The 22,063-nt window shown below is 47.7% G+C and carries 22 protein-coding genes and 1 pseudogene; 22 read left to right on the top strand and 1 reads right to left on the bottom strand.

What is annotated here, in order from left to right:
• Positions 1-490: 490 nt before the first annotated feature.
• From rpmH to BBI11_RS16135, 15 genes and pseudogenes are all read left to right on the top strand, one after another.
• The gene (rpmH, locus tag BBI11_RS16205) at positions 491-628 is read left to right on the top strand and encodes a 50S ribosomal protein L34 (protein ID WP_033544046.1); all 138 of its coding nucleotides are present in this window, start codon (positions 491-493) and stop codon (positions 626-628) included.
• A gap of 89 nt (positions 629-717) precedes the next feature.
• Positions 718-1,059: a ribonuclease P protein component gene (gene rnpA, locus BBI11_RS16200; RefSeq protein ID WP_068459491.1), complete on the top strand. Its 342-nt coding sequence runs from the start codon at positions 718-720 to the stop codon at positions 1,057-1,059.
• Between the two features lie 61 nt (positions 1,060-1,120).
• A complete protein-coding gene (gene yidC / locus BBI11_RS16195) occupies positions 1,121-1,900 on the top strand; it encodes a membrane protein insertase YidC (RefSeq protein WP_068459489.1) in 780 nt (259 codons plus the stop codon).
• Complete coding sequence (gene jag, locus BBI11_RS16190; RefSeq protein WP_068459483.1) at positions 1,897-2,697, top strand: RNA-binding cell elongation regulator Jag/EloR; 801 nt, start codon at positions 1,897-1,899, stop codon at positions 2,695-2,697. The genes yidC and jag overlap by 4 nt, the downstream gene beginning before the upstream one ends.
• 338 nt (positions 2,698-3,035) lie before the next feature.
• Complete coding sequence (gene mnmE, locus BBI11_RS16185; RefSeq protein ID WP_068465496.1) at positions 3,036-4,421, top strand: tRNA uridine-5-carboxymethylaminomethyl(34) synthesis GTPase MnmE; 1,386 nt, start codon at positions 3,036-3,038, stop codon at positions 4,419-4,421.
• Between the two features lie 23 nt (positions 4,422-4,444).
• Positions 4,445-6,327 (top strand): annotated as a pseudogene (gene mnmG / locus BBI11_RS16180) (tRNA uridine-5-carboxymethylaminomethyl(34) synthesis enzyme MnmG).
• Between the two features lie 136 nt (positions 6,328-6,463).
• Positions 6,464-7,177: a 16S rRNA (guanine(527)-N(7))-methyltransferase RsmG gene (gene rsmG / locus BBI11_RS16175; RefSeq protein ID WP_068459481.1), complete on the top strand. Its 714-nt coding sequence runs from the start codon at positions 6,464-6,466 to the stop codon at positions 7,175-7,177.
• Positions 7,178-7,262: 85 nt separating this feature from the next.
• A complete protein-coding gene (gene noc, locus BBI11_RS16170; protein WP_068459479.1) occupies positions 7,263-8,141 on the top strand; it encodes a nucleoid occlusion protein in 879 nt (292 codons plus the stop codon).
• Between the two features lie 138 nt (positions 8,142-8,279).
• On the top strand, positions 8,280-9,041 hold the full coding sequence (locus tag BBI11_RS16165; protein WP_068459477.1) for a ParA family protein: 762 nt from the start codon (positions 8,280-8,282) through the stop codon (positions 9,039-9,041).
• The gene (locus BBI11_RS16160) at positions 9,034-9,867 is read left to right on the top strand and encodes a ParB/RepB/Spo0J family partition protein (protein WP_068459475.1); all 834 of its coding nucleotides are present in this window, start codon (positions 9,034-9,036) and stop codon (positions 9,865-9,867) included. Before BBI11_RS16165 ends, BBI11_RS16160 begins: the two co-directional genes overlap by 8 nt.
• Before the next feature lie 202 nt (positions 9,868-10,069).
• Positions 10,070-10,783 carry a DUF554 domain-containing protein gene (locus tag BBI11_RS16155; protein ID WP_068465494.1) on the top strand — a complete coding sequence of 238 codons (714 nt, stop codon included), beginning with the start codon at positions 10,070-10,072 and terminating at the stop codon, positions 10,781-10,783.
• A 64-nt stretch (positions 10,784-10,847) separates the two neighbouring features.
• The gene (locus BBI11_RS16150; protein ID WP_068465493.1) at positions 10,848-11,708 is read left to right on the top strand and encodes a mechanosensitive ion channel family protein; all 861 of its coding nucleotides are present in this window, start codon (positions 10,848-10,850) and stop codon (positions 11,706-11,708) included.
• Positions 11,709-11,723: 15 nt separating this feature from the next.
• Positions 11,724-11,924: a DUF951 domain-containing protein gene (locus tag BBI11_RS16145; protein WP_068459473.1), complete on the top strand. Its 201-nt coding sequence runs from the start codon at positions 11,724-11,726 to the stop codon at positions 11,922-11,924.
• Positions 11,925-12,004: 80 nt separating this feature from the next.
• Complete coding sequence (ychF, locus tag BBI11_RS16140; RefSeq protein ID WP_068465491.1) at positions 12,005-13,105, top strand: redox-regulated ATPase YchF; 1,101 nt, start codon at positions 12,005-12,007, stop codon at positions 13,103-13,105.
• A gap of 126 nt (positions 13,106-13,231) precedes the next feature.
• Positions 13,232-13,615 carry a gamma-glutamylcyclotransferase family protein gene (locus tag BBI11_RS16135; RefSeq protein ID WP_068459471.1) on the top strand — a complete coding sequence of 128 codons (384 nt, stop codon included), beginning with the start codon at positions 13,232-13,234 and terminating at the stop codon, positions 13,613-13,615.
• A 314-nt stretch (positions 13,616-13,929) separates the two neighbouring features.
• On the opposite strand, the gene BBI11_RS16130 is transcribed toward BBI11_RS16135, so the two are convergent.
• Complete coding sequence (locus BBI11_RS16130) at positions 13,930-14,481, bottom strand: DUF3267 domain-containing protein (protein ID WP_068459468.1); 552 nt, start codon at positions 14,479-14,481, stop codon at positions 13,930-13,932.
• A 164-nt stretch (positions 14,482-14,645) separates the two neighbouring features.
• Between BBI11_RS16130 and rpsF the strand changes: the two genes are divergently transcribed.
• The 7 genes from rpsF to dnaB all read left to right on the top strand — a co-directional run bounded on the left by rpsF (position 14,646) and on the right by dnaB (position 21,968).
• A complete protein-coding gene (gene rpsF / locus BBI11_RS16125) occupies positions 14,646-14,933 on the top strand; it encodes a 30S ribosomal protein S6 (protein WP_068459466.1) in 288 nt (95 codons plus the stop codon).
• Between the two features lie 53 nt (positions 14,934-14,986).
• Complete coding sequence (gene ssb, locus BBI11_RS16120) at positions 14,987-15,481, top strand: single-stranded DNA-binding protein (protein ID WP_058382281.1); 495 nt, start codon at positions 14,987-14,989, stop codon at positions 15,479-15,481.
• Positions 15,482-15,533: 52 nt separating this feature from the next.
• Positions 15,534-15,770, top strand: coding sequence for a 30S ribosomal protein S18 (gene rpsR / locus BBI11_RS16115; RefSeq protein ID WP_058382282.1), 237 nt, complete (start codon positions 15,534-15,536; stop codon positions 15,768-15,770).
• A gap of 1,425 nt (positions 15,771-17,195) precedes the next feature.
• A complete protein-coding gene (locus tag BBI11_RS16105; RefSeq protein ID WP_237150297.1) occupies positions 17,196-18,164 on the top strand; it encodes a YybS family protein in 969 nt (322 codons plus the stop codon).
• Between the two features lie 14 nt (positions 18,165-18,178).
• Positions 18,179-20,155 (top strand): DHH family phosphoesterase, encoded by a 1,977-nt coding sequence (locus BBI11_RS16100; protein WP_068459463.1) that lies wholly within the window; start codon positions 18,179-18,181, stop codon positions 20,153-20,155.
• Positions 20,152-20,601, top strand: coding sequence for a 50S ribosomal protein L9 (rplI, locus tag BBI11_RS16095; RefSeq protein ID WP_068459461.1), 450 nt, complete (start codon positions 20,152-20,154; stop codon positions 20,599-20,601). The genes BBI11_RS16100 and rplI overlap by 4 nt, the downstream gene beginning before the upstream one ends.
• 11 nt (positions 20,602-20,612) lie before the next feature.
• Positions 20,613-21,968, top strand: a complete 1,356-nt coding sequence (dnaB, locus tag BBI11_RS16090) for a replicative DNA helicase (RefSeq protein WP_068459459.1) — start codon at positions 20,613-20,615, stop codon at positions 21,966-21,968.
• Positions 21,969-22,063: the final 95 nt, after the last annotated feature.

The raw sequence follows: 22,063 nt of genomic DNA, 5'->3' as shown, positions 1-22,063 counted from the left end.
TAGCGTATCTCCTTTATAGGTAAATATTTTTTACAGTATACCATACACAAAATCACAGCCTGTGGATAAGATCTGTAAACAGGCTTGGGGAAAACTATCCACACCTTACCCACAATATGTGGATAACTATTTTGGGATAGAAATTGTTAACAAGTGAAAACAAAACAATGTTATCAAAAAACGATAGACATTACAAGCATTTCTTTCAGTTATCCACATGGCAGGCTTTGTGCACATTTTTGATATCCACAGGCAGTTCCTATGTGAAAAACCTGTCGATAAGGCATGTGGATAAATCATTTTCGCCGAAAATGGAATCACAGGAAGTTCACCATAGATCCTCCCGTATTGTGTATAACTTTTCTTTGCACATTGCTTGGCCGATCTTGTGCATTTAAAAGAAACCATTGACATAAGCAAGGCTGCGCCCTTATAATAGTCGAGACTGTCTTTAGAAAATAGTTAACTTTTATATAGGAGGTGTAAGGTCATGACATTGCGCACATACCAACCAAATAAACGCAAACACAGCAAAGTGCACGGCTTCAGAGCACGCATGAGCACAAAGAACGGACGTCGCGTTATCGCTGCCCGTCGCCGTAAAGGAAGAAAAGTACTATCAGCTTAAAGTCCACTGACCGCATCAGTGGTCTTTTTTTTCTTTTTCGCGGAATTTGAGCGAAAATGCATCAAAATAAGCAAGTAGCAGGTGAAAGAATGAATAAGCAGCAGCGGATCAAGAAAAATACGGAGTTTCAGCGCGTTTTCAAAAAAGGGAAATCCTTTGCGAATCGGCAATTTATCGTTTATTTGCTGAAAGATGAGCAGGAAGAATTTCGCCTTGGCCTGTCCGTCAGTAAGAAAGTCGGCAATGCGGTCGCAAGAAACCGCGTTAAGCGTTATATCCGCCAAGCCTTCCTAGAATTGAAGGACGATCTTCTGCCAAACGCCGATTACATTATCATCGCCCGACCACAGGCGGCCAATTTAGATTTTCATGAAAGCAAGAAAAGCTTGGAGCATGTGTTGAAAATTGCACGCGCTTTGCCGAAGAAGTAGATACCGGATCTATCCGGATGGTATTATAGGAAGTAATTGAATAGAGTTTGGAGGAAGCAAAGTGAAGAAGAGAACCGCAGTGCTCTTCGCCTTGGTAGCCGTTGCCCTCTTATTGTCGGGCTGTACGGAGTTTGACCAGCCGATCAGCGACCAAAGCGAAGGGTTTTGGAACGAGTTTGTCGTATGGCCATTAGTGTCAATCATTACATTCTTTAAGGAATTCCTTGGTACGTATGGTTTTGGGATTATTGCCGTGACGATTCTTATCCGTCTGGCCCTATTGCCTTTGATGATCAAACAAACGAAAAGTTCGAAACGCATGCAGGAAATCCAGCCGGAGCTGGCTAAGTTAAAAGAGAAGTACAAATCGAAAGATGCCGTCACCCAGCAGAAATACCAGCAGGAAATGATGGCAATGTTCCAAGAGAAAGGCGTTAATCCGATGGCCGGTTGTTTGCCGGTTGTTATTCAGATGCCAATTTTAATCGGTTTTTATCATGCCATCAGCCGCATGAACTCAACACCTGAAATCGATCTTGGCACATTCTTGATTTTCCCGCTCGCTGAACCGAGTATTATCCTGGCTGTTACAGCCGGTGTCATGCAATTGATCGTTTTGCGCACGGGTCCAGCAATGGACAATCCGCAAATGAAAGCGATGATGTATTTCATGCCTGTCATGATTACTGGATTCGGGATCATCTTGCCATCTGCTTTGACGCTTTACTGGGTAATCGGGAACATCATCTCGCTGATCCAAAACATGTTCATTTACCGTCCATGGGAAAAGAAAGACGTGCAACAGCCTGTTAAAACGAAAACAGGAGGGGCTAAAAAGTGAAGCATCTTACACAAATGGGGAAAACGGTCGAAGAAGCGATTGAAAAAGCGCTGGAACAACTGAACAAATCACGGGATGAAGTAACGGTCCGCATCATCGATGAAGGAAAAAAGGGGTTTTTCGGATTCGGGGCTAGAGATGCGGAAGTAGAAGTCACAGTGATGGAAACAGCACAGCCAGCAGCTGAACATGCAGCACTTCAAACGGAAAAAGCACCGTCCGCGCATGATGGCGAACCTTCAGAAGAAGAGATTGCGGCTGAAATGCCGTCAGCTCCGACCGAAGAGGGAGAAGAACCGAATTTCGGTGAGCCAGTTGCAGAGCCGGTAGCGAAACCGTCGAATGAAAAAGCGATCGAAGAAACAAAAGCCTATTTGCAGGACATTGCACAAGGCATGAAAATCGATGATTTATCCGTTTTACATGAAAAACAAGGCAAAACGGTGCGTTTCAAATTGGAAAGCGAAAAAGTGGCGATGCTTATCGGCAAAAGAGGGCAGACCTTGAATTCGCTTCAGCAATTGGCGCAATTGGTGGCCAATCGCCACGCCGAACAATTCATGATGGTCGAACTTGATGCAGAGAATTACCGGGAGCGCCGCCAGGAAACATTGGAGCAATTGGCGGACCGGATGGCGGACAAAGCGATCCGTACCGGAAATCGTGTCCAGTTCGAACCGATGCCGTCTTATGAACGAAAAGTGATCCATCAGGCGCTGTCGCGGCGCTTTGATATCGATACTTATTCAGAAGGCAAAGACCCAAACCGCTATTTGGTTATTGAACCGCATAAATAAGGAAAAAAGAGCCCGTTCGATCATGCAAATGATCGCAGCGGGCTCTTTTGATGCAATAAAACGCAAGGCTAGTCAGCGAAAGTGGGAATTTCGCGGGTGTATATTTATGCATGTCATATTTGCGCGGTGAACCTGAAAAAAATACCAAAAACGAGCGCTGTATCTTTTGATTTTATGGGTTTTGTGTTATTGTTGTATGTTGTACAGCCACGCGTATTTTGACAGTTGTCCACATGTGGACAACTGTTTTAACCCATAAAAAAGTAGAAATGATGCTGTTGGCAAGTTCTTTTGTTCGCCTTCAGCATGTTGTTGCAAGAGGAGGAAATAGCATCATGATGGAATTCGATACGATTGCCGCGATTTCCACGCCAAGCGGCGAAGGAGCCATCGCCATCGTCCGCCTGAGCGGGCCTGAAGCGGTAGCCATCGCAAACCGGCTGTTCCGTGCGCCGGGCAATAAAGCACTCGCTGACCAAGCGAGCCATACCATCCATTACGGCCATATCGAAGATCCCGCGACGAACGAAATAGCGGAAGAAGTAATGGTTGCCTTAATGAAAGCACCGAAAACATTTACCAGGGAAGATGTCGTGGAGATTAATTGCCACGGCGGCATCGTATCGGTTAATCGTGTGTTATCACTGGCCCTAAGAGCCGGTGCACGGCTTGCGGAGCCTGGTGAATTCACTAAGCGCGCGTTCCTTAATGGACGCATCGATCTGTCTCAGGCAGAAGCCGTGATGGACCTGATCCGTGCGAAAACGGACCGTGCGATGGATGTTGCGCTGACGCAAATGGAAGGACGTTTATCCCGTCTCATCAGCTCACTGCGCCAAGCATTATTGGAATCGATCGCTCAAATGGAAGTGAACATCGACTATCCCGAATACGACGATGTGGAAGAAATGACACGCCCGATGATGCTTGAAAAAGCACAATGGGTGCAGTCAGAAATCGCTAAATTGCTCCAGACTTCTCAGCAAGGCAAAATTTTGCGTGAAGGCTTGTCTACAGTAATTATTGGCCGACCTAATGTCGGAAAATCTTCGCTATTGAATAGCCTAGTGCATGAAAATAAAGCCATTGTAACGGAAATTGCTGGCACGACACGCGATATTATCGAAGAATACGTTAATGTACGCGGTGTGCCACTGCGTCTTGTCGATACGGCAGGCATCCGGGAAACAGAAGATATTGTCGAACGGATTGGCGTCGAACGCTCCCGTAAAGTGCTTAAAGAATCCGATTTGATCCTTTATGTGTTGAATTATGCAGAAAAATTGACCGACGAAGATCTCTTATTGTTCGAAGCGGTCCGTGATATGAATTATATCGTTGTCATCAACAAGACCGATTTGCCGCAGCAAATCGACTTGGAACAAGTGAAGGAATTGACTGGTGACAAACGTCTCGTGACGACTTCCTTGATTGAAGAAGAAGGCATCGATCAGCTCGAAGAAGCGATTGCTGAATTATTCTTTGAAGGAGAAATCGAGGCAGGGGATATGACTTATGTCTCCAATGTCCGTCATATTTCACTGTTGCACCAAGCGCATCAAACCATTTCGGATGCTATTTCAGCCGCCGAAATGGACGTGCCGGTCGATATGATTCAAATCGATGTGACCCGTACATGGGAAATTCTCGGTGAGATCATCGGCGATACGGCAGATGACGGCTTATTGAACCAATTATTCTCGCAGTTTTGCCTAGGAAAATAAATTTTTGAAGGGACTGAACGAACATGCCACAATATGAAGCAGGCACGTTCGATGTTATCGTCGTAGGCGCAGGACATGCCGGAGCGGAAGCAGCACTTGCTTCTGCTCGTATGGGCGCGAAAACGCTTGTCTTGACGATGAATCTCGATATGATCGCCTTTATGCCTTGCAACCCGTCCATCGGGGGCCAGCAAAAGGCATCGTCGTACGTGAAATAGATGCAATGGGCGGGGCAATGGGCCGCGTCATCGATAAAACACATATACAAATGAGAATGCTTAACACAGCCAAAGGGCCGGCTGTCCGCGCACTTCGCGCACAAGCCGATAAAGTGCTTTACCAGCAAGAAATGAAGCGTTTGATGGAAGAGCAGGAAAACTTGAGCTTGCACCAAGGAATCGCGGAAGAATTGATTGTCGAAGACGGTGAAGTAAAAGGCCTTGTGACACAAGTCGGCGGCATTTACCGCGCCAAAACTGTCGTCATCACAACGGGTACATTTCTGCGCGGCGAAATCATCATCGGCGATTTGCGCTACTCCAGTGGGCCGAACCATCAGCAGCCTTCTATAAAACTCGCGGAAAACCTGGAACAGCTAGGCTTTGAGACGGTGCGTTTCAAAACCGGAACACCACCGCGTATTAACAGCAACAGCATTGATTACTCGAAAACAGAAATTCAGCCAGGAGACGATGTGCCGCGCGCATTCAGCTTTGAAACGACAGAATTCATCATGGATCAGATGCCATGCTGGTTGACTTACACAACCGCTGAAACGCATCAGATCATCGATGAGAACCTCCATTTGTCTCCAATGTATTCTGGGATGGCAAAAGGCACTGGGCCACGTTATTGCCCGTCGATTGAAGACAAAATCGTCCGTTTCAGCGATAAACCGCGCCATCAGATTTTCCTTGAGCCAGAAGGTCGCTCTACGCGTGAAGTTTACGTGCAAGGCCTTTCCACGAGTTTGCCAGAACACGTTCAGCGCAAGCTGCTCGAATCGATTCCAGGCCTTGAGAAAGCAGATATGATGCGTTCAGGCTATGCCATCGAATACGATGCCATTGTGCCGACGCAATTATGGCCGACGCTTGAATCCAAGCAACTTCCTAACCTTTATACGGCTGGCCAGATCAACGGCACGTCCGGTTACGAAGAAGCAGCGGGGCAGGGGCTTATGGCGGGCATCAACGCCGCGGCGAAAGTGTTAGGCAAAGAAGAAGTTATCCTTAGCCGTTCTGACGCATATATCGGTGTCTTGATCGACGATTTGGTAACGAAAGGGACGAGCGAGCCTTATCGCTTGTTGACATCTCGTGCTGAATACCGCTTATTGTTGCGCCACGACAACGCAGATTTGCGTTTGACGGAACTCGGCTATCAGCTCGGCATGATCACAGAAGAACGTTATGCGCGCTTTCTTGAAAAGAAAGACCATATCGAAGAGGAAATCAAGCGTCTGCGCGGCATCATCATCAAGCCGAATGAGCAAACGCAAAAAGCGATTCGCAATGCAGGCGGCAGCGAGCTGAAAGACGGCATCCGTGCAGCCGATTTGTTGAAACGTCCCGAAATGAACTACGACATGATCGCTTCATTGACTAGCTCCGCTATCGCGCTTAGCGACGAAGTGAAAGAGCAAGTCGAGATCCATGTGAAATACGAAGGCTATATTGAAAAATCTCTTCTTCAAGTCGATAAGCTGAAGAAAATGGAAAACAAAAAAATTCCGGAAAATATCGATTACGATGCCATTTCAGGGCTTGCAACGGAAGCACGCGGGAAACTGAAAGAAGTGCAGCCGCTATCGATTGCACAAGCAACACGCATTTCCGGCGTTAACCCTGCTGACATTTCGATTTTATTGGTGTATATTGAACAAGGAAGAATCGCTAAAGTCTAGTTGGGATTTGAGCTCACTGGGCGGCACATAACAGAACTCGAAATGGGCTGGTATCCGCCAGCCCATTTGCTTTTACATAAAACGAAAATTCCGCTCCCGCAGCTTTGCGGTGAGACCGGTGAGAGGGGGACCTATTGTGAACGAACAGCAATTTGCGCAAGCACTTGAACAACAAGGCATTGAACTGTCTGAGCGTCAGCTAGAACAATTCCGCATCTATCACAAAGAACTTGTCGAATGGAATGAAAAAATGAATTTGACGGCAATCACGGAGAAAGAAGACGTGTATTTAAAACATTTTTACGACTCCATCAGTGCTGCCTTCTATATGGATTTCACACAGCCGCTATCACTGTGTGATGTTGGGGCAGGGGCTGGATTCCCGAGCATCCCGCTTAAAATCTGCTTCCCCCATATCGAAGTGACGATCGTTGATTCATTGAACAAACGCATTCAATTTTTGAATCATTTGAGCGAAGCTTTACAACTGGATAAAGTTTCTTTTGTCCACTCGCGTGCAGAAGATTTTGGCCAGTCCGAGCATCGTGCAGGCTACGACATCGTAACCGCACGCGCTGTGGCCAGGCTGTCGGTATTAGCTGAACTTTGTGTGCCGCTCGTCAAACAAGGCGGGGCATTTGCGGCCATGAAAGCTGCTTCTGCTCCTGACGAGTTGAAAGATGCGGACAAGGCGCTTCAAGTGCTTGGAGTGAAGCAAGAAGCCGTTCATTCCTTCCTCTTGCCAGTGGAAGAAAGCGAACGCCACATCCAAGTGTTCCGGAAATTCAAGGCAACGCCAAAGAAATACCCGAGAAAAGCAGGCATGCCGAACAAATCGCCAATCAGTTAATGTTTCACGTGGAACATACAGACCCAGGATTGTGTCTTTGGAATAAAACAACAAGAGCAAGTTTTTAATAAGGTGGTGCTTGAGCATGAAAAGTCCTTTTGCCCGTCTTTTCGGAGGCGGCGACAAAGCAAATGATGCAACAACAGCAGAAGCTTCAAGCCATGCTTCTGAAGAAGTCGTCAAAATCCCATTGGAGAAAATCCATGCGAACCAATTCCAGCCACGGACCGTTTTTGACGAAGAGAAAATCGAAGAGCTGGCCCGGACGATTCATGTCCATGGCGTCATCCAGCCGATTGTCGTCAGAGATTCACAGCGGGAAGGCTTCTATGAAATTATTGCAGGGGAACGTCGCTTCCGGGCAATGACGTCTCTTGGCTGGGAGGAAGTTCCGGCGATCGTTCGTCAATTGAGTGATAAAGAAACAGCCTCTATCGCGTTGATCGAAAACCTCCAGCGCGAAGAATTGACGGCAATCGAAGAGGCGCATGCTTATTCTAATTTGCTGCAGATCCAGGAAATCACACAAGAAGCATTGGCTCAGCGCCTTGGTAAAAGCCAGTCGGCTGTCGCCAATAAATTGCGGCTGTTAAAGCTCCCAGAAATTGTTCAGCAGGCATTGCTCTCCCGGAGCATTACAGAACGCCATGCCCGTGCTTTGCTGCCGGTAAAAGACCCTGAACTTCAGCAACAATTACTCGAACAGTTATTGGAAGAAGGGCTTAATGTCAAAGAACTGGAACAACGCATCCGGAATTTGGCGGACCAAGCCGAGGCGAAACCTAAAAAGCGCAGAAAAGCCGTCAGTCGGGATATGCGCATTGCCATGAATACCATCAAAGAGTCATTGTCGATGGTCAAAAAAAGCGGCATCAAACTCGATACACAAGAGGAAGAACACGAGGATTATTATCAAATCACCGTGAAAATTCCGAAAAACGCTCATAATCGCTCTTTCCGTTGAGGAAAGGGCTTTTTTTGGCAGATATATCTCTATGAAACAGGAAATTTGATACAATATAGAAATGAAAGCTGTCGCGGATAGCCATAAAAGCGTTTCCGCAGTAAACTAAAGACAGTATCGAAGAAAGTTGGTGCACGAGTGGGTAGAACGATTGCCATCGCCAATCAAAAAGGCGGTGTAGGAAAAACAACTTCATCAGTTAATTTAAGTGCCTGTCTTGCTTATCTTGGCAAGAAAGTGCTGTTAATAGATATCGATCCACAAGGCAATGCAACGAGTGGCGTCGGCGTCAATAAAGGCGATGTCGATCAATGCATCTACGAAATTCTGATTGACGATGTGGATGTCAAAGACACGATCATGGAGACGAAAGTCGAAAATCTTCATGTGGTACCGGCGACCATTTCACTGGCCGGTGCGGAAATTGAATTGGTTTCGACCATTTCACGCGAAGCACGATTGAAAAACGCCTTGGCAGAAGTAAAAGATTTATACGATTACATCATCATCGACTGTCCGCCATCTCTTGGGTTGTTGACCTTGAATTCCCTAACCGCTTCAGACGGAATTATTATTCCAGTACAATGTGAATATTATGCTCTAGAAGGTTTAAGCCAGTTATTGAGTACCGTTCGGCTGGTCCAAAAACACTTGAACCATGACCTGATGATCGACGGCGTATTGTTGACCATGTACGATGCCCGGACCAATCTCGGCATGCAGGTCATTGAAGAAGTGAAGAAATACTTCCAGGACAAAGTGTATGACACGGTGGTCCCGCGCAACGTCCGTTTGAGCGAGGCTCCTAGCCACGGAGAGCCAATCATCATCTATGATCCGAAGTCCAGAGGCGCGGAAGTTTACCTAGAATTGGCGAAGGAAGTGATTCGTAATGGCTAAAGGATTAGGAAAAGGCATTAATGCATTGTTTCCTGGAGAAACGGTCAACGAAACAGATAAAGTAATGCAAATCAAAGTGACCGATATTAAAGAAAACCCTCATCAACCGCGGAAAGTATTCGACCAGCAAGCCCTAGAAGAACTGGCCGAATCGATTCGGGAGCATGGCATTCTGCAGCCGGTCGTCGTGCGGAAAAAAGGGGCGAAATTTGAACTTGTAGTCGGGGAACGCCGTTTTCGGGCAGCCAAGCTATGCAAATTGAAAGAAGTTCCTGCGATCGTTAAAGAGTTCAACGAGCAGCAGATGATGGAACTAGCGATCCTTGAAAACTTGCAGCGTGAGGATTTAACGCCGATCGAAGAGGCGGAAGCCTACCAGAAGCTGATGGATACATTGAATTTGACACAGGAGCAATTAGCGTTCCGGCTCGGCAAAAGCCGTCCGCATATTACCAACCATATTCGTCTACTGACCTTGCCGAAAGATGTGCGGGAACTTATTTCGGATAAAAAATTGTCGATGGGGCATGGCCGTACTTTGCTTGGCTTGCGCAGCAAAAAAAATATTTCCGAGACCGCGAAAAAAACTGTCAAAGAAGGATTAAATGTGCGCCAACTGGAAAACTTAGTGCAGCGTTTAAATGACAATGTTCCACGTGAAACACCAGAAAAGAAAAAGGATATCTTTATAGAAGAAAAACAATCTGAACTGCGTGACCGCTTCGGCACAAATGTCCAGATCAAAAAACAAAAGAATAAAGGCAAGATCGAAATCGAGTTTTTCTCAGAAGATGATTTAGAGCGGATCTTGGATCTGTTGAAATAACACGCTGACGTACGTGGCGTTTTTAGTGGCCAGTATGCTTTTTCGAATTGAATGGTTACCTCAGCTTGAAGACGGCCTATTTTCCGGAGACGGGAAATAGGCGTTTCTTTAGATGCGGGCCTCGCAAGATTTGTCGAAGGGGTTAAAAGAGGGAGAAGAACTAGACGCCTATACCGAAGCATGGAGAGAAGGGAGCTCGATTATGGTTCTTTGGGGAACATTGGTTAACGCAGTTTTAATTGTCATCGGAACATTGATCGGGCGGGCATTGCGCAATATTCCTGACAAAATGAAAGAGACCGTTATGTATGTCATTGGGTTAGTGGTTGTCGTCTTAGGCTTACAGATGGGCTTTGAGAGCCAGAATTTCGTCATCGTCATCATTAGTTTGGTACTCGGTGCGGTCATCGGTGAATGGGCAAGGCTGGAAGATAAATTGAATGGCTTTGGCCGCTGGATTGAACGAATGCTCGGCACAAAAGAAAGCCAGGGAAGCCTAGCGCAAGGATTTGTCACGGCGACCTTGATTTTTGTCATCGGCGCAATGGGCATTATCGGTGCATTGGAAAGCGGGCTCAGCAATGAACACGGTGTTCTTGTGTCAAAGGGCATTATTGACGGGTTTACATCAATCATCCTTGCGTCGACACTCGGCATCGGTGTTATGCTGTCGGCGATTCCGGTATTTGTGTACCAAGGCTTGATCGCCTTGTTCGCTACACAAATCAGTTTGCTTATTCCGGAAGCGGCGCTTGACTTGTTCATCACCGAGATGACGGCGACCGGAGGGGTAATGATTGCCGCAATTGGGCTTAATTTGATGGGCATCACGAAGATCCGTGTGGCGAATTTATTGCCGGGGATCCTTGTAGTTGCGTTTCTTGTCACGGCCGTGTTTAAATTCAATCTGATGTGAGTAATTTAAAGAAGGTGTAGACGTGTTTTTCGAAAGAAGTGTTGTGGAAAGATTTGTTAATCAGATGACAACGAAGCTGCTTGATGAGGAAATGTGGGTCGACATTTCAGGAACAGCGCTGCGTGTCATATTAATCGCTGTCGGTGCCTATCTATTGACGCGCGTCATGCGGGTCATTATCCGCAAATCGTTTTCGGTCCAATTAAAAGGGCCCCTTAAAACAAATGGACGCCGTCACCAAACTTTATCGAAATTAGTAGAAAATATTGCTACATACGTCATTGGATTTATGGCAGTGGTCGCCATTCTATCGGCTTTCTCAATCAATATTAGCGGGATCATCGCCGGTGCCGGTGTTATTGGCCTCGCTGTCGGTTTTGGTGCACAAAACTTGGTGCGCGACGTCATCACTGGATTTTTTATCATCTTCGAAGACCAATTTTCAGTCGGTGATTATGTCCGTATCAACCAAGCCGAGGGAACCGTCCAGGAAATCGGGCTGCGCACGACGAAAGTTCAAGCGTGGACCGGTGAGCTGTTTATCTTCCCAAACGGCACGGTGACAGAAGTCGTCAACTTTTCACTTCACAATTCCACTGCGGTCGTGGACTTGAGCGTTTCGCACGATTCCGATTTGGCTAAAGTAGAACGGCTGATCTTGGAGTTTTTGGAAACGGTCCAGCCCACTTATGAAGAAGTTATCAGTCCGGCCGAATTGCTTGGCGTGCAGAACATGACAGCAACCGAAGTGGTCATGCGCCTGACGGCTGAAACCTTGCCGATGCAGCATTTTGCCGTATCCCGCAGAATGCGCCGCGACTTGAAAGAGTTTCTCGATCAGCGTGGAGTCGAATTGCCGTATCCTCGTATGGTGGTCATGCACCGCGATCCCGGCGATCCGGTTTCATCAAATGCCAATAAATGATGGGGGAATGCAGCCATGGAAATGAAGGAATTTGGGTTACATGATATTGTCGAGATGAAAAAAGGGCATCCTTGCGGGGCGAATGCCTGGAAAATTATCCGCATGGGTGCAGACATCCGCATTAAATGCGAAGGCTGTCAGCACAGCGTTATGCTGTCTCGCGCGGAGTTCAATAAAAAAATGAAAAAAGTATTGGTGAAGGCTGAGGCGGAATGAGGAATGGACATTTCCGCCTCCTCTTTCTATAATGGAATGGTTGCAAAATTTGTGAGCGAAAAAGAAAGGTCGTGAATCCTTTGGCATTAACTGCAGGGATTGTAGGATTACCAAACGTAGGAAAATCCACATTATTCAACGCTATTACAAAAGCGGGCGCCGAAGCGGCGAACTACCCGTTCTGTACGATAGATCCAAACGTCGGCATCGTCGAAGTGCCAGATGAGCGCCTCGACAAACTGACAGAATTGGTCGAGCCGAAAAAAACCATCCCGACGGCGTTCGAGTTTACGGACATTGCCGGCATCGTCAAAGGGGCCAGCAAAGGGGAAGGGCTTGGAAACAAATTCCTCGCCCACATCCGCGAAGTCGATGCCATCACGCAAGTGGTTCGCTGCTTTGCTGATGACAACATCACGCACGTATCGGGTGGAGTTGATCCGGTTTCCGATATCGAAGTCATCAACCTGGAGTTGGTACTTGCAGATATGGAAAGCATCGAAAAACGCATTAGCCGCAACGCCAAGCTGTTGAAGCAAAAAGACAAAGACGCTGTTGCAGAAGAGCCGGTATTGGTGAAACTTCGCGAAGCTTTCGAGAACGGCGAATTGGCCCGTTCGATCGACTTCACAGAAGATGAGCTGAAAATCGCCAAAGGCTTGAATTTGTTGACGCTCAAACCGATGTTGTACGTAGCGAACGTATCAGAAGATGAAATTGCTGATGCGGCGAGCAACGAATACGTCCAGCAAGTTCGCGATTATGCAGCTGGCCACGATTCTGACGTCATCGTCGTTTGTGCGAAGATCGAAGAAGAAATGGCAGAGCTTGATGATGAAGAAAAAGAAATGTTCCTCGAAGAGCTTGGCATCGAAGAATCAGGGCTTGATCAATTGGTCAAAGCTGCTTATAACTTGCTCGGACTTGCGACATACTTCACTGCCGGTGTGCAGGAAGTGCGTGCATGGACGTTCAAAAAAGGCATGAAAGCCCCACAATGTGCGGGCATCATCCACTCCGACTTCGAACGCGGCTTTATCCGCGCTGAAACCGTTGCTTACGAGGAATTGGTGGAAGCCGGTTCAATGGCTACGGCAAAAGAAGCCGGAAAAGTACGTCAAGAAGGCAAAGAGTACCTCGTTAAAGACGGCGATGTTATGCTGTTTAGATTCAACGTATAAGGCTTGTGCCGAATAGTTTATTGTCAGTCAGTGCCATGGAAACAAGTTAACAACGAAGTGGCGGCTGGAAAAAATACCGAACCGGGTGCTTTTTGAGCATCCGGTTTTTTATGAGGAGGGAAACGAATGTATTTATTCGCATATGGAACCTTGAAAAGAGGCGGCAAATACCATTTTTATTTGGAAGAAGCGGAATTGGTGGAAGAGCATGTGACGATTTCGGGAAGCTTGTATGATACAGGGCTTGGTTATCCGGCACTTGAATTGGCCGGCGACGATGTCATTCAAGGCGAGCTATACGACATTCCGGATGTCCTATGGCCGGCGATCAATGACCTGGAGGATTACACGGGGAACGCAAAAACGGACATGTACGACCGTCTGACGATCGATGTCGAGACCAAGCGCGGCACGAAACAAGCGATTGTCTATACGGCAAAAGCAGAGCGCTTGCTGAAGGAATATATTTCAGAAGGTGTATGGGATGTGGAACGGTCGTTTGCGAGATAAGAATTAAAAAGAAGGCATAGCAGGAAATCTGCTGTGCCTTCTTTTGGTTTTTCGAAAAAGTTAAGAAGTGGTATTTTCCGAAGCTTATCGCTCGCTTTCCGCGGGCGGGAATCGAGCCTCCTCAGCCGCTATCGCGGCCTGCGGGGTCTCTCAAACCCGCTTTTCCCGCAGGAGTCGAGCGAACTCTTCTCCAAATACTTAGATAGGTCATTGATTTTTGAGTGTCGAAAAGATGCAGTCATTTTGATTCATAACTAAATTAATACACTTCTTTAACACTGCTGCGCCTTTTTTTATTTGTGGGAACCTGCCATTCATTCATCTAGCGACGGGTAGCTGGAATAAACGTGGAGGCGGGGGAGATCTTGGTCGTCCAATATCCACGCATCGTTCGGCTCTTTGCGCAATTCCTTGTACATGAGGAAGTCGCCGAATGCGCCGGCTGTCAGCATGGCGCCGAGCAAGACGAGCACTTGGTCGCCCGCCCAAAAGCCGATGATGCTCGGCAAAACCGCCGTCATCCAAAATGGCAGTAGCAGAACCGCCCGCATCGCCCGATTTTTCACGGGCCGGTCGCTCGTCGCATAAGCAATGCCCAATTTTAAATTGAGTCCGTATTGAAGCGACGACAGCGGCACTTTGCCGAAGGCGACAAAGCCGATCAAATGAAACACTTCATGCAGCACAATTAATAAGACGTAGCCGCCCAAAAAATAAAGGATGCCGAACAGCGAAAAGCCGAAAGACAAGGGTTCTCGAAACAACTGATAGGCGAGCGCGAAAACGGCGACCAGCCCAATATTGAACCACAGCGCTTTTGGCGCGATTTCTTCTATGTTCAAATCGATAATTTTATGCGGTTCCATTGCAACACATCCCGAATTTTAATGCTTTCAGTATAGCCTAAATTACAACTTGCCGGAAGCCTATGCGTATGCTACAATATATTGATGTGAGTAATATTTATGATTGCTTGCTCCTTGCCCGCTGGAATCAGCAGGGCCCAAGTCCATAAGGAGGTGACAATACGATGAGAGAATATGAAGTAATGTACATTGTACGCCCGAACATTGAAGAGGACGCTAAGAAAGCTCTAGTTGAGCGTTTCAGCGAAATCCTAACTTCTAACGGTGCGGAAATCATCGAGTCGAAAGAATGGGGTAAACGCCGTCTGGCTTATGAAATCAATGATTTCAAAGAAGGTTTCTACCAGATCGTTAAAGCTAATGCTGAGACAGAAGCTATCAACGAGTTTACACGTCTTGCGAACTTCAATGAAGACATTATCCGCCACATGGCTGTACGCCTAGACGTATAAGCAACAAGCGGAATACAGATAATACACGACTTGAAGAAGGAGGTTGAATTCTGATGATCAACCGGGTTGTATTGGTCGGAAGACTGACAAAAGATCCCGATCTTCGTTACACACCAAGCGGCGCGGCGGTGGCTCGTTTTACACTTGCTGTAAACCGGACATTCTCCAATGCGCAAGGTGAACGCGAAGCGGATTTTATCAATTGTACCGTTTGGCGCAAGCAGGCTGAAAACACAGCGAATTTCCTCAAAAAAGGAAGTCTCGCCGGTGTCGAAGGCCGCATTCAGACTGGCAGCTACGAAGGTCAAGATGGCAAGCGCGTTTATACGACGGAAGTGGTGGCTGACAGCGTTCAATTCCTTGAACCAAAAAGCGCCAACTCCGGATCTGGGGATCGTTCAAACGATCGCTCGTATGGACAGCAGCCGTCTTATCAACAGAACCAACCGTCTAGTCCAAGTCAGCAAAACAATACTCGTGTAGATGACGATCCGTTTTCAAGCGGAAGCGGGAAGATCGAAGTTTCAGACGACGATCTGCCGTTCTAAACCAGGCGCCCATCAGCGAATAGAAATCTGAAGATGAGGGAGGTAATTCGATATGGCACCACGTCGCGGAGGCAAGAAGCGTAAAAAGGTTTGTTATTTCACTTCAAACAACATTACACGCATCGACTACAAAGACACTGATTTGCTTAAGAAATTCATTTCTGAGCGAGGCAAAATTTTGCCACGTCGTGTTACGGGCACAAGCGCTAAATGGCAACGTCGTTTGACAATTGCAGTTAAACGCGCTCGTATCATGGCACTTCTACCGTTCGTAGCGGAAGAAAAATAAGATTGTTCAAAGAGGCCGGGAAACCGGCCTCTTTTTTATATGTTTTGGGAAGTTGGCTAGATAGAAAAAGTTAAGATTATACCGTAAAGGTTGCAACTGGAGTGAGGGGGAATGAAGAAAGAAGTGAGTGGAAAAGCTTCCGCTTTTCGACTGCGTTGCAGGGGGCTGCTTGGGGCTCGCAGGATGCGAGTCATGCAGCTGATGCGACAGGACGTCGCGTTTTCAGCTGCCCGGGGATGGGGCGGGTGTTGAGCCAACGTGCCGCGAAGAGCGCGCCACGTTTGTCTCGCCAGCCCGCGCGGTCCCACAGGCGTCAGCCCCCTTCCACTCCGTCTCTAATTTTAGAGTGTGGAATCTTTTCTTCAGTTCACTAAAAGTGAAGTGTAGAAATACATCATGTTTTGCAGCTCATATCGTTTAAATTAAAGAGTGCGTCACTTTCAGTTCAAACACTTATTTCTCAGATGCTGCATACCAAGAAGCGATTCCCCCACTAGCCGGCAACTGATTCCAGAAGCAGATCTGCTTAAACAGATCCCAATCAATGAAATCACCAAGCCGCCCGGCGTAAAGGGGTGAGCCGATGCCATAAGTCAGGCATTCTTCCTGGCTTATGGCAAGAGGCCAACCCAAAGCACGGCGGCGAAGAATAAGCAGAAGCACAAATAGAATGCTGAAACTGTTCGACACGAAAACCCTTGCTATCTTCTTATCTATTTTTCTAGGAAGCGATTTCCCCACTAGCCGGCAACTACCTAAAGAAGTAGATCAGATTGAACACACCTCAATCAATGAAATCTCCTAGCCGCCTGGCGTAAAGGGGTGAGCCGATGCCGTAAGACAGGCGTTCTTCCTGGCTTATGGCAAGAGGCCAACCCAAAGCACGGCGGCGAAGAATAAGCAGAAGCACAAATAGAATGCTGAAACTGTTCGACACGAAAACCCTTGCTATCTTCTTATCTATTTTTCTAGGAAGCGATTTCCCCACTAGCCGGCAACTACCTAAAGAAGTAGATCAGATTGAACACACCTCAATCAATGAAATCTCCTAGCCGCCTGGCGTAAAGGGGCGAGCCAATGCTGTAAGACAGGCGTTCTTCCTGGCTTATGGCAAGAGGCCAACCCAAAGCACGGCGGCGAAGAATAAGCAGAAGCACAAATAGAATGCGAAAACCCTTCAACACCTAAACTCTCACTATCTTCTTATATATTTTGCCAGGAAGCGATTCCCACACTTTAATTTCCAACGATTATTCCCATCTACCGCCAAATCAGCGATAATCCTTTTCTACAAGCTGCTCTTGAAAGACAGACATTTTTTCTTCTCAAAACGGAGAGCTAGGTGTACAGTGGGACAACCTACCTTTTTTGTTCGGGGGCTTGAATCATGGTACAATTATACGGATGAAATAAACCCGAAAGAAGATGAAAAAAGCAGATATGCCTAACCAAAAGACACGTCAGTTAACGAACGGAGCCATGATGACGGCACTGTTTGCCGTCTTGTTGGCTATTTCTGTATATGTACCGGTGCTGAGTTTAGTCAGTACCTTGTTTTTGGCATTGCCGATCGCTTGGTATAGCGCCAAGTATCCGGCAAAGGCGTCGGCGCTGGTCGCAGTGGTCGGGGTCGTGTTAAGCTTCCTGATCGGCGGATTGCTATCATTGCCACTGGCGTTGATTCACATTCCGCTGGGGCTCATGATTGGGCTGTCGATCCACTATAAAAAAAGCAAATTGTTCATGTTCATGGGCTCGAGCATTGTGTTGCTGCTATCATTGATGTTGCAATATGTAGCAGCGATCGCCTTTTTAGGAATTAATTTCCTGGAAGAATTTACTGAGACGATGCGTAGTTCGTACGAGCAGGCGGGAACATGGCTCGAACGGCTCGGTTCAGAATCGATGGAGGAATACGAGGAGCTCGTCGCGCAGATCATGCTGACTTTTGAGACCTTGCTTCCGACCTTATTAATTTTGACGACGTTCACGACGGTGTGGGTATTGTTGCTAATCTTACTGCCGATTTTGAAACGGCTTGGGATTGAAGTGCCGAAATTCCCGCCATTCCGCGAGATGCGCTTGCCGAAAAGTGTATTATGGTATTACTTGATCGTCATTTTAGTGTCCTTGCTGTCCGATTTCGAGCAAGGGACCATGGCGTATTTCATTTTCGCAAATGCCTCGATGCTGTTGCAGTTCCTGCTGTTTTTGCAAGGGGTATCGTTCTATCATTTCTATATCCACCAAGAGGGCTGGCCCCGCTGGGTAACGGTGATCGTGACGATTTTGGCAGTCCCGTTGCAGTCGTTTACGAGCATCATCGGGATTTTGGATCTCGGCTTCGATATCCGGGGCTGGATCAAGCGGGCGCATGACTCTAAAGGAAAGTAAGGAGCTGAAGAGAAATGTCGGCTTTTTTCAGGAAACGTAATCTAAGATACCCATTGCTGGCATTGCTGGCTCTTGGAATGGCCGCTGTGATTCTTATTTCGCTATGGTCGGAATGGGGCGCAGGCATTTTCGCTATCCTTTACGGGGCGGCCATCGCCTCGGCGTGGGTACTGGAGAAACGCAACTATGAAGAGACTGAAAAGCATATCGAAACGCTATCCTACCGAATGAAGAAAGTCGGCGAGGAAGCGCTGCTCGAAATGCCAATCGGGATTTTGCTGGTCAATGAAAACCAACAGATTGAATGGGCCAATCCCTATATCACTTCAGCGCTTGATTATGAGACGTTGATTGGTGAATCGATTTACAGTTTGACGGAAGAATTCAACCAATTGGTCAAATCGACCGAATCGAATGAAATGGTCATCTCGCTTGGCGGCCGCAAATACCGCGTTTATTACCGTGAGGATGACCGGCTGTTCTACTTATTCGATATTACTGAACAAGTAGAGATCGAAACTTTGTATCATGCGGACCGGACCGTCCTCGGCATTTTGTTCATCGATAATTACGACGAATTGTCGCAAGGGATGGACGACCAAGTGCGCAGTAATTTAAATAGCCTGGTGACGTCCTTGATCAATCGGTGGGGAACGGACAATGGCATTTTCGTCAAACGGATTTCCTCGGACCGCTTTTTGGCGGTGTTCAATGAATCGATTCTTCAAAAACTGGAGGAAACCAAGTTCACGGTACTCGATGATATTCGTGAAGTGACAGCGAAAGATAATATGGCGCTGACACTGAGCATCGGCGTCGGAGCGGGTTCCGCTTCACTGATCGAACTTGGCGCCATGGCGCAGTCCGGGCTCGATTTGGTGCTTGGGCGCGGCGGTGACCAAGTGGCAATCAAGCATCCGAGCGGCAAGGTTAAGTTCTATGGGGGCAAAACCAATCCGGTCGAGAAGCGGACGAGGGTCCGTGCACGCGTCATTTCGCATGCGCTGCGTGATTTGATCCAGGAAAGTGACCAAGTGTTTGTCATGGGCCATAAAATGCCCGATATGGATTCGATTGGCGCGGCGGTGGGTGTAGCCAAAATGGCAGAAATGAACCGTGTCAAAGGCCGCATCGTCATCGATTTTGATGAATACGATCGCAGCGTTATGCGGTTGATGGAAGAAATCGAAAGCGATCCTCATTTGTTTGAACGTTTCATCACCCCAGAAGAAGCGCTATCGGAAATGACTGAGCATTCTTTGCTGGTCGTAGTCGATACGCATAAACCGTCGATGGTTATTGATGAACGGCTGCTTCAACGTATGGATCGCGTCGTGTTGATCGACCATCATCGAAGAGGCGAGGAATTCATTACCAATACGATGCTCGTCTATATGGAGCCGTACGCATCGTCTACGGCGGAGCTGGTCACCGAGTTGATCGAATACCAGCCGAAACACGAAAAACTGACGATGCTCGAAGCGACCGCGATGCTTGCCGGCATTATCGTCGACACGAAAAGCTTTACGCTGCGCACGGGCGCCAGGACCTTTGAAGCGGCTTCCTATTTGCGCTCGAACGGTGCTGATACAGTGCTCGTGCAGCGCTTGTTGAAAGAAGACCTCAATACGTATATTGAACGGGCGAAAATCGTCCAGAGCGTGGAATTTGTCGGCGACGGCATTGCCATCGCTAAAGGCGAGCGAGGGCGTATTTACAGCCCCGTGCTGATCGCACAAACGGCGGACATTCTGCTGACGATGAAAGACGTTAACGCGTCGTTTGTTATCGCAGAACGGACAGAAGGCGGCGTTGGCATCAGTGCCCGTTCGCTTGGTGAAGTCAATGTCCAAATCGTGATGGAAAATCTCGGCGGCGGTGGCCATTTAACCAATGCAGCCACACAAATGCCGGACGCAAGTATTGAAGAAGCGGTCGGGCAACTAAAGACCGTATTAACCGAAAATGATAGAGGAGGATCTGAAGAATGAAAGTAATTTTCTTGAAAGACGTAAAAAATGTAGGCAAAAAAGGCGATATCAAAAATGTGGCGGACGGCTACGCGAATAACTTCTTGTTGAAGAACAATTTGGCAGTGGAAGCTGATCAAGCAGCCATGAGCAAACTGGCTGGCCAACAGAAGAAGCAGGAAAAGGAAGTCGAGCAGGAATTGAATGAAGCGAAAGAGCTGAAAGAAAAACTTGAAGCTTTAACGATTGAACTGACAGCGAAATCCGGTGATGACGGGCGCTTGTTCGGCTCGATCACGACCAAGCAAATAGCGAAAGAACTTGAAAAGACCCATGGCCATAAAATCGACAAGCGTAAAATGGAACTCGATGACGCAATCCGCGCGCTTGGCTACACGAATGTGCCAGTGAAGTTGCATCACGATGTAACCGCGACATTGCGCGTACACGTTACTGAAGAAGCGTAAGGGGAATAGATATGAACGAATCGATCGACCGCGTCCCACCGCATAACCAGGAAGCCGAGCAATCCGTTATCGGGGCCATTTTCCTGGAGCCACAGGCACTGGTTTCCGTAGCGGAAATCGTCATGCCGGAAGATTTTTACCGCGTCGCCCATCAGAGGATTTTCCAGACGATGATCGATTTGACGGACCGCGGCAAAGCGGTGGATTTGGTCACCGTGACAGAAGAGCTATCGGTCAAAAAAGAGCTCGAAGATGTCGGCGGCTTATCGTACCTGACAGAGATTGCTAATGCGGTGCCAACAGCCGCAAACGTTGGGCATTATGCCCACATCGTGGAAGAGAAAGCCTTGCTTCGCCGACTCATCCGTGTGGCCACCACGATCGTCGAAGACGGCTTTACGCGCGAAGACGAAGTAGAAGCATTGCTTGCAGAAGCCGAGAAAAAAATGATGGAAGTGTCGAGCCGCAAAAATGCGGGCGACTTTATCCATATTAAAGATGTCTTGGTGAAAACTTACGATAATATTGAGCTATTGCATACGCGTAAAGGCGATGTCACGGGGATTCCGACCGGATTCCGCGACTTGGATAAAGTGACGGCAGGCTTTCAGCGCAATGATTTGATCATTGTCGCCGCTCGTCCGTCCGTTGGTAAGACAGCTTTTGCGCTTAACGTTGCGCAAAACGTCGCGACCAAGACCGAAGAGAACGTCGCCATCTTCAGTTTGGAGATGGGGGCAGAGCAGCTCGTTATGCGGATGCTCTGCGCTGAAGGCAATATCGACGCCCAAGTCATGCGGACCGGTGCGCTTCAAAATGAAGACTGGCGCAAATTGACGATGGCAATGGGCAGTTTATCAAATGCCGGCATCTTTATCGACGACACGCCAGGAATTCGCGTTAACGATATCCGCGCGAAATGCCGCCGCTTGAAACAAGAATACGGCCTTGGCATGATCATGATCGATTATTTGCAGCTGATCCAAGGGCCCGGCAAAGCCGGCGAGAACCGTCAGCAGGAAGTATCCGATATTTCCCGTTCCTTAAAAGGACTGGCACGTGAACTTGAAGTCCCTGTCATCGCCTTGTCTCAGCTGTCCCGTGGTGTTGAGCAGCGGCAAGACAAACGGCCGATGATGTCCGATTTGCGAGAATCCGGATCGATCGAGCAAGATGCCGATATTGTGTCGTTTTTATACCGTGAAGATTATTACGACAAAGAAACCGAAGATCAGAACATGATCGAAATCATCATCGCCAAGCAGCGGAACGGCCCGACCGGCACCGTCAAACTGGCGTTTGTGAAGGAATACAACAAGTTCGTCACCATCGATTGGGCTGACCATGAAGGCGGCGGCGATTTCTAAAACACCTATTAAACACGAACATTAAATGCGGACATGCATTTTTATGTTCGTGTTTTCTTATGTTTCATATTGACGCCAAGGCACTCTATTGGTAC

The organism is Planococcus maritimus, from assembly GCF_001687625.2.
In the GTDB taxonomy this organism is placed as follows: Bacteria; Bacillota; Bacilli; order Bacillales_A; family Planococcaceae; genus Planococcus; species Planococcus maritimus.
This window is presented reverse-complemented; position numbering and strand designations above follow the sequence as displayed.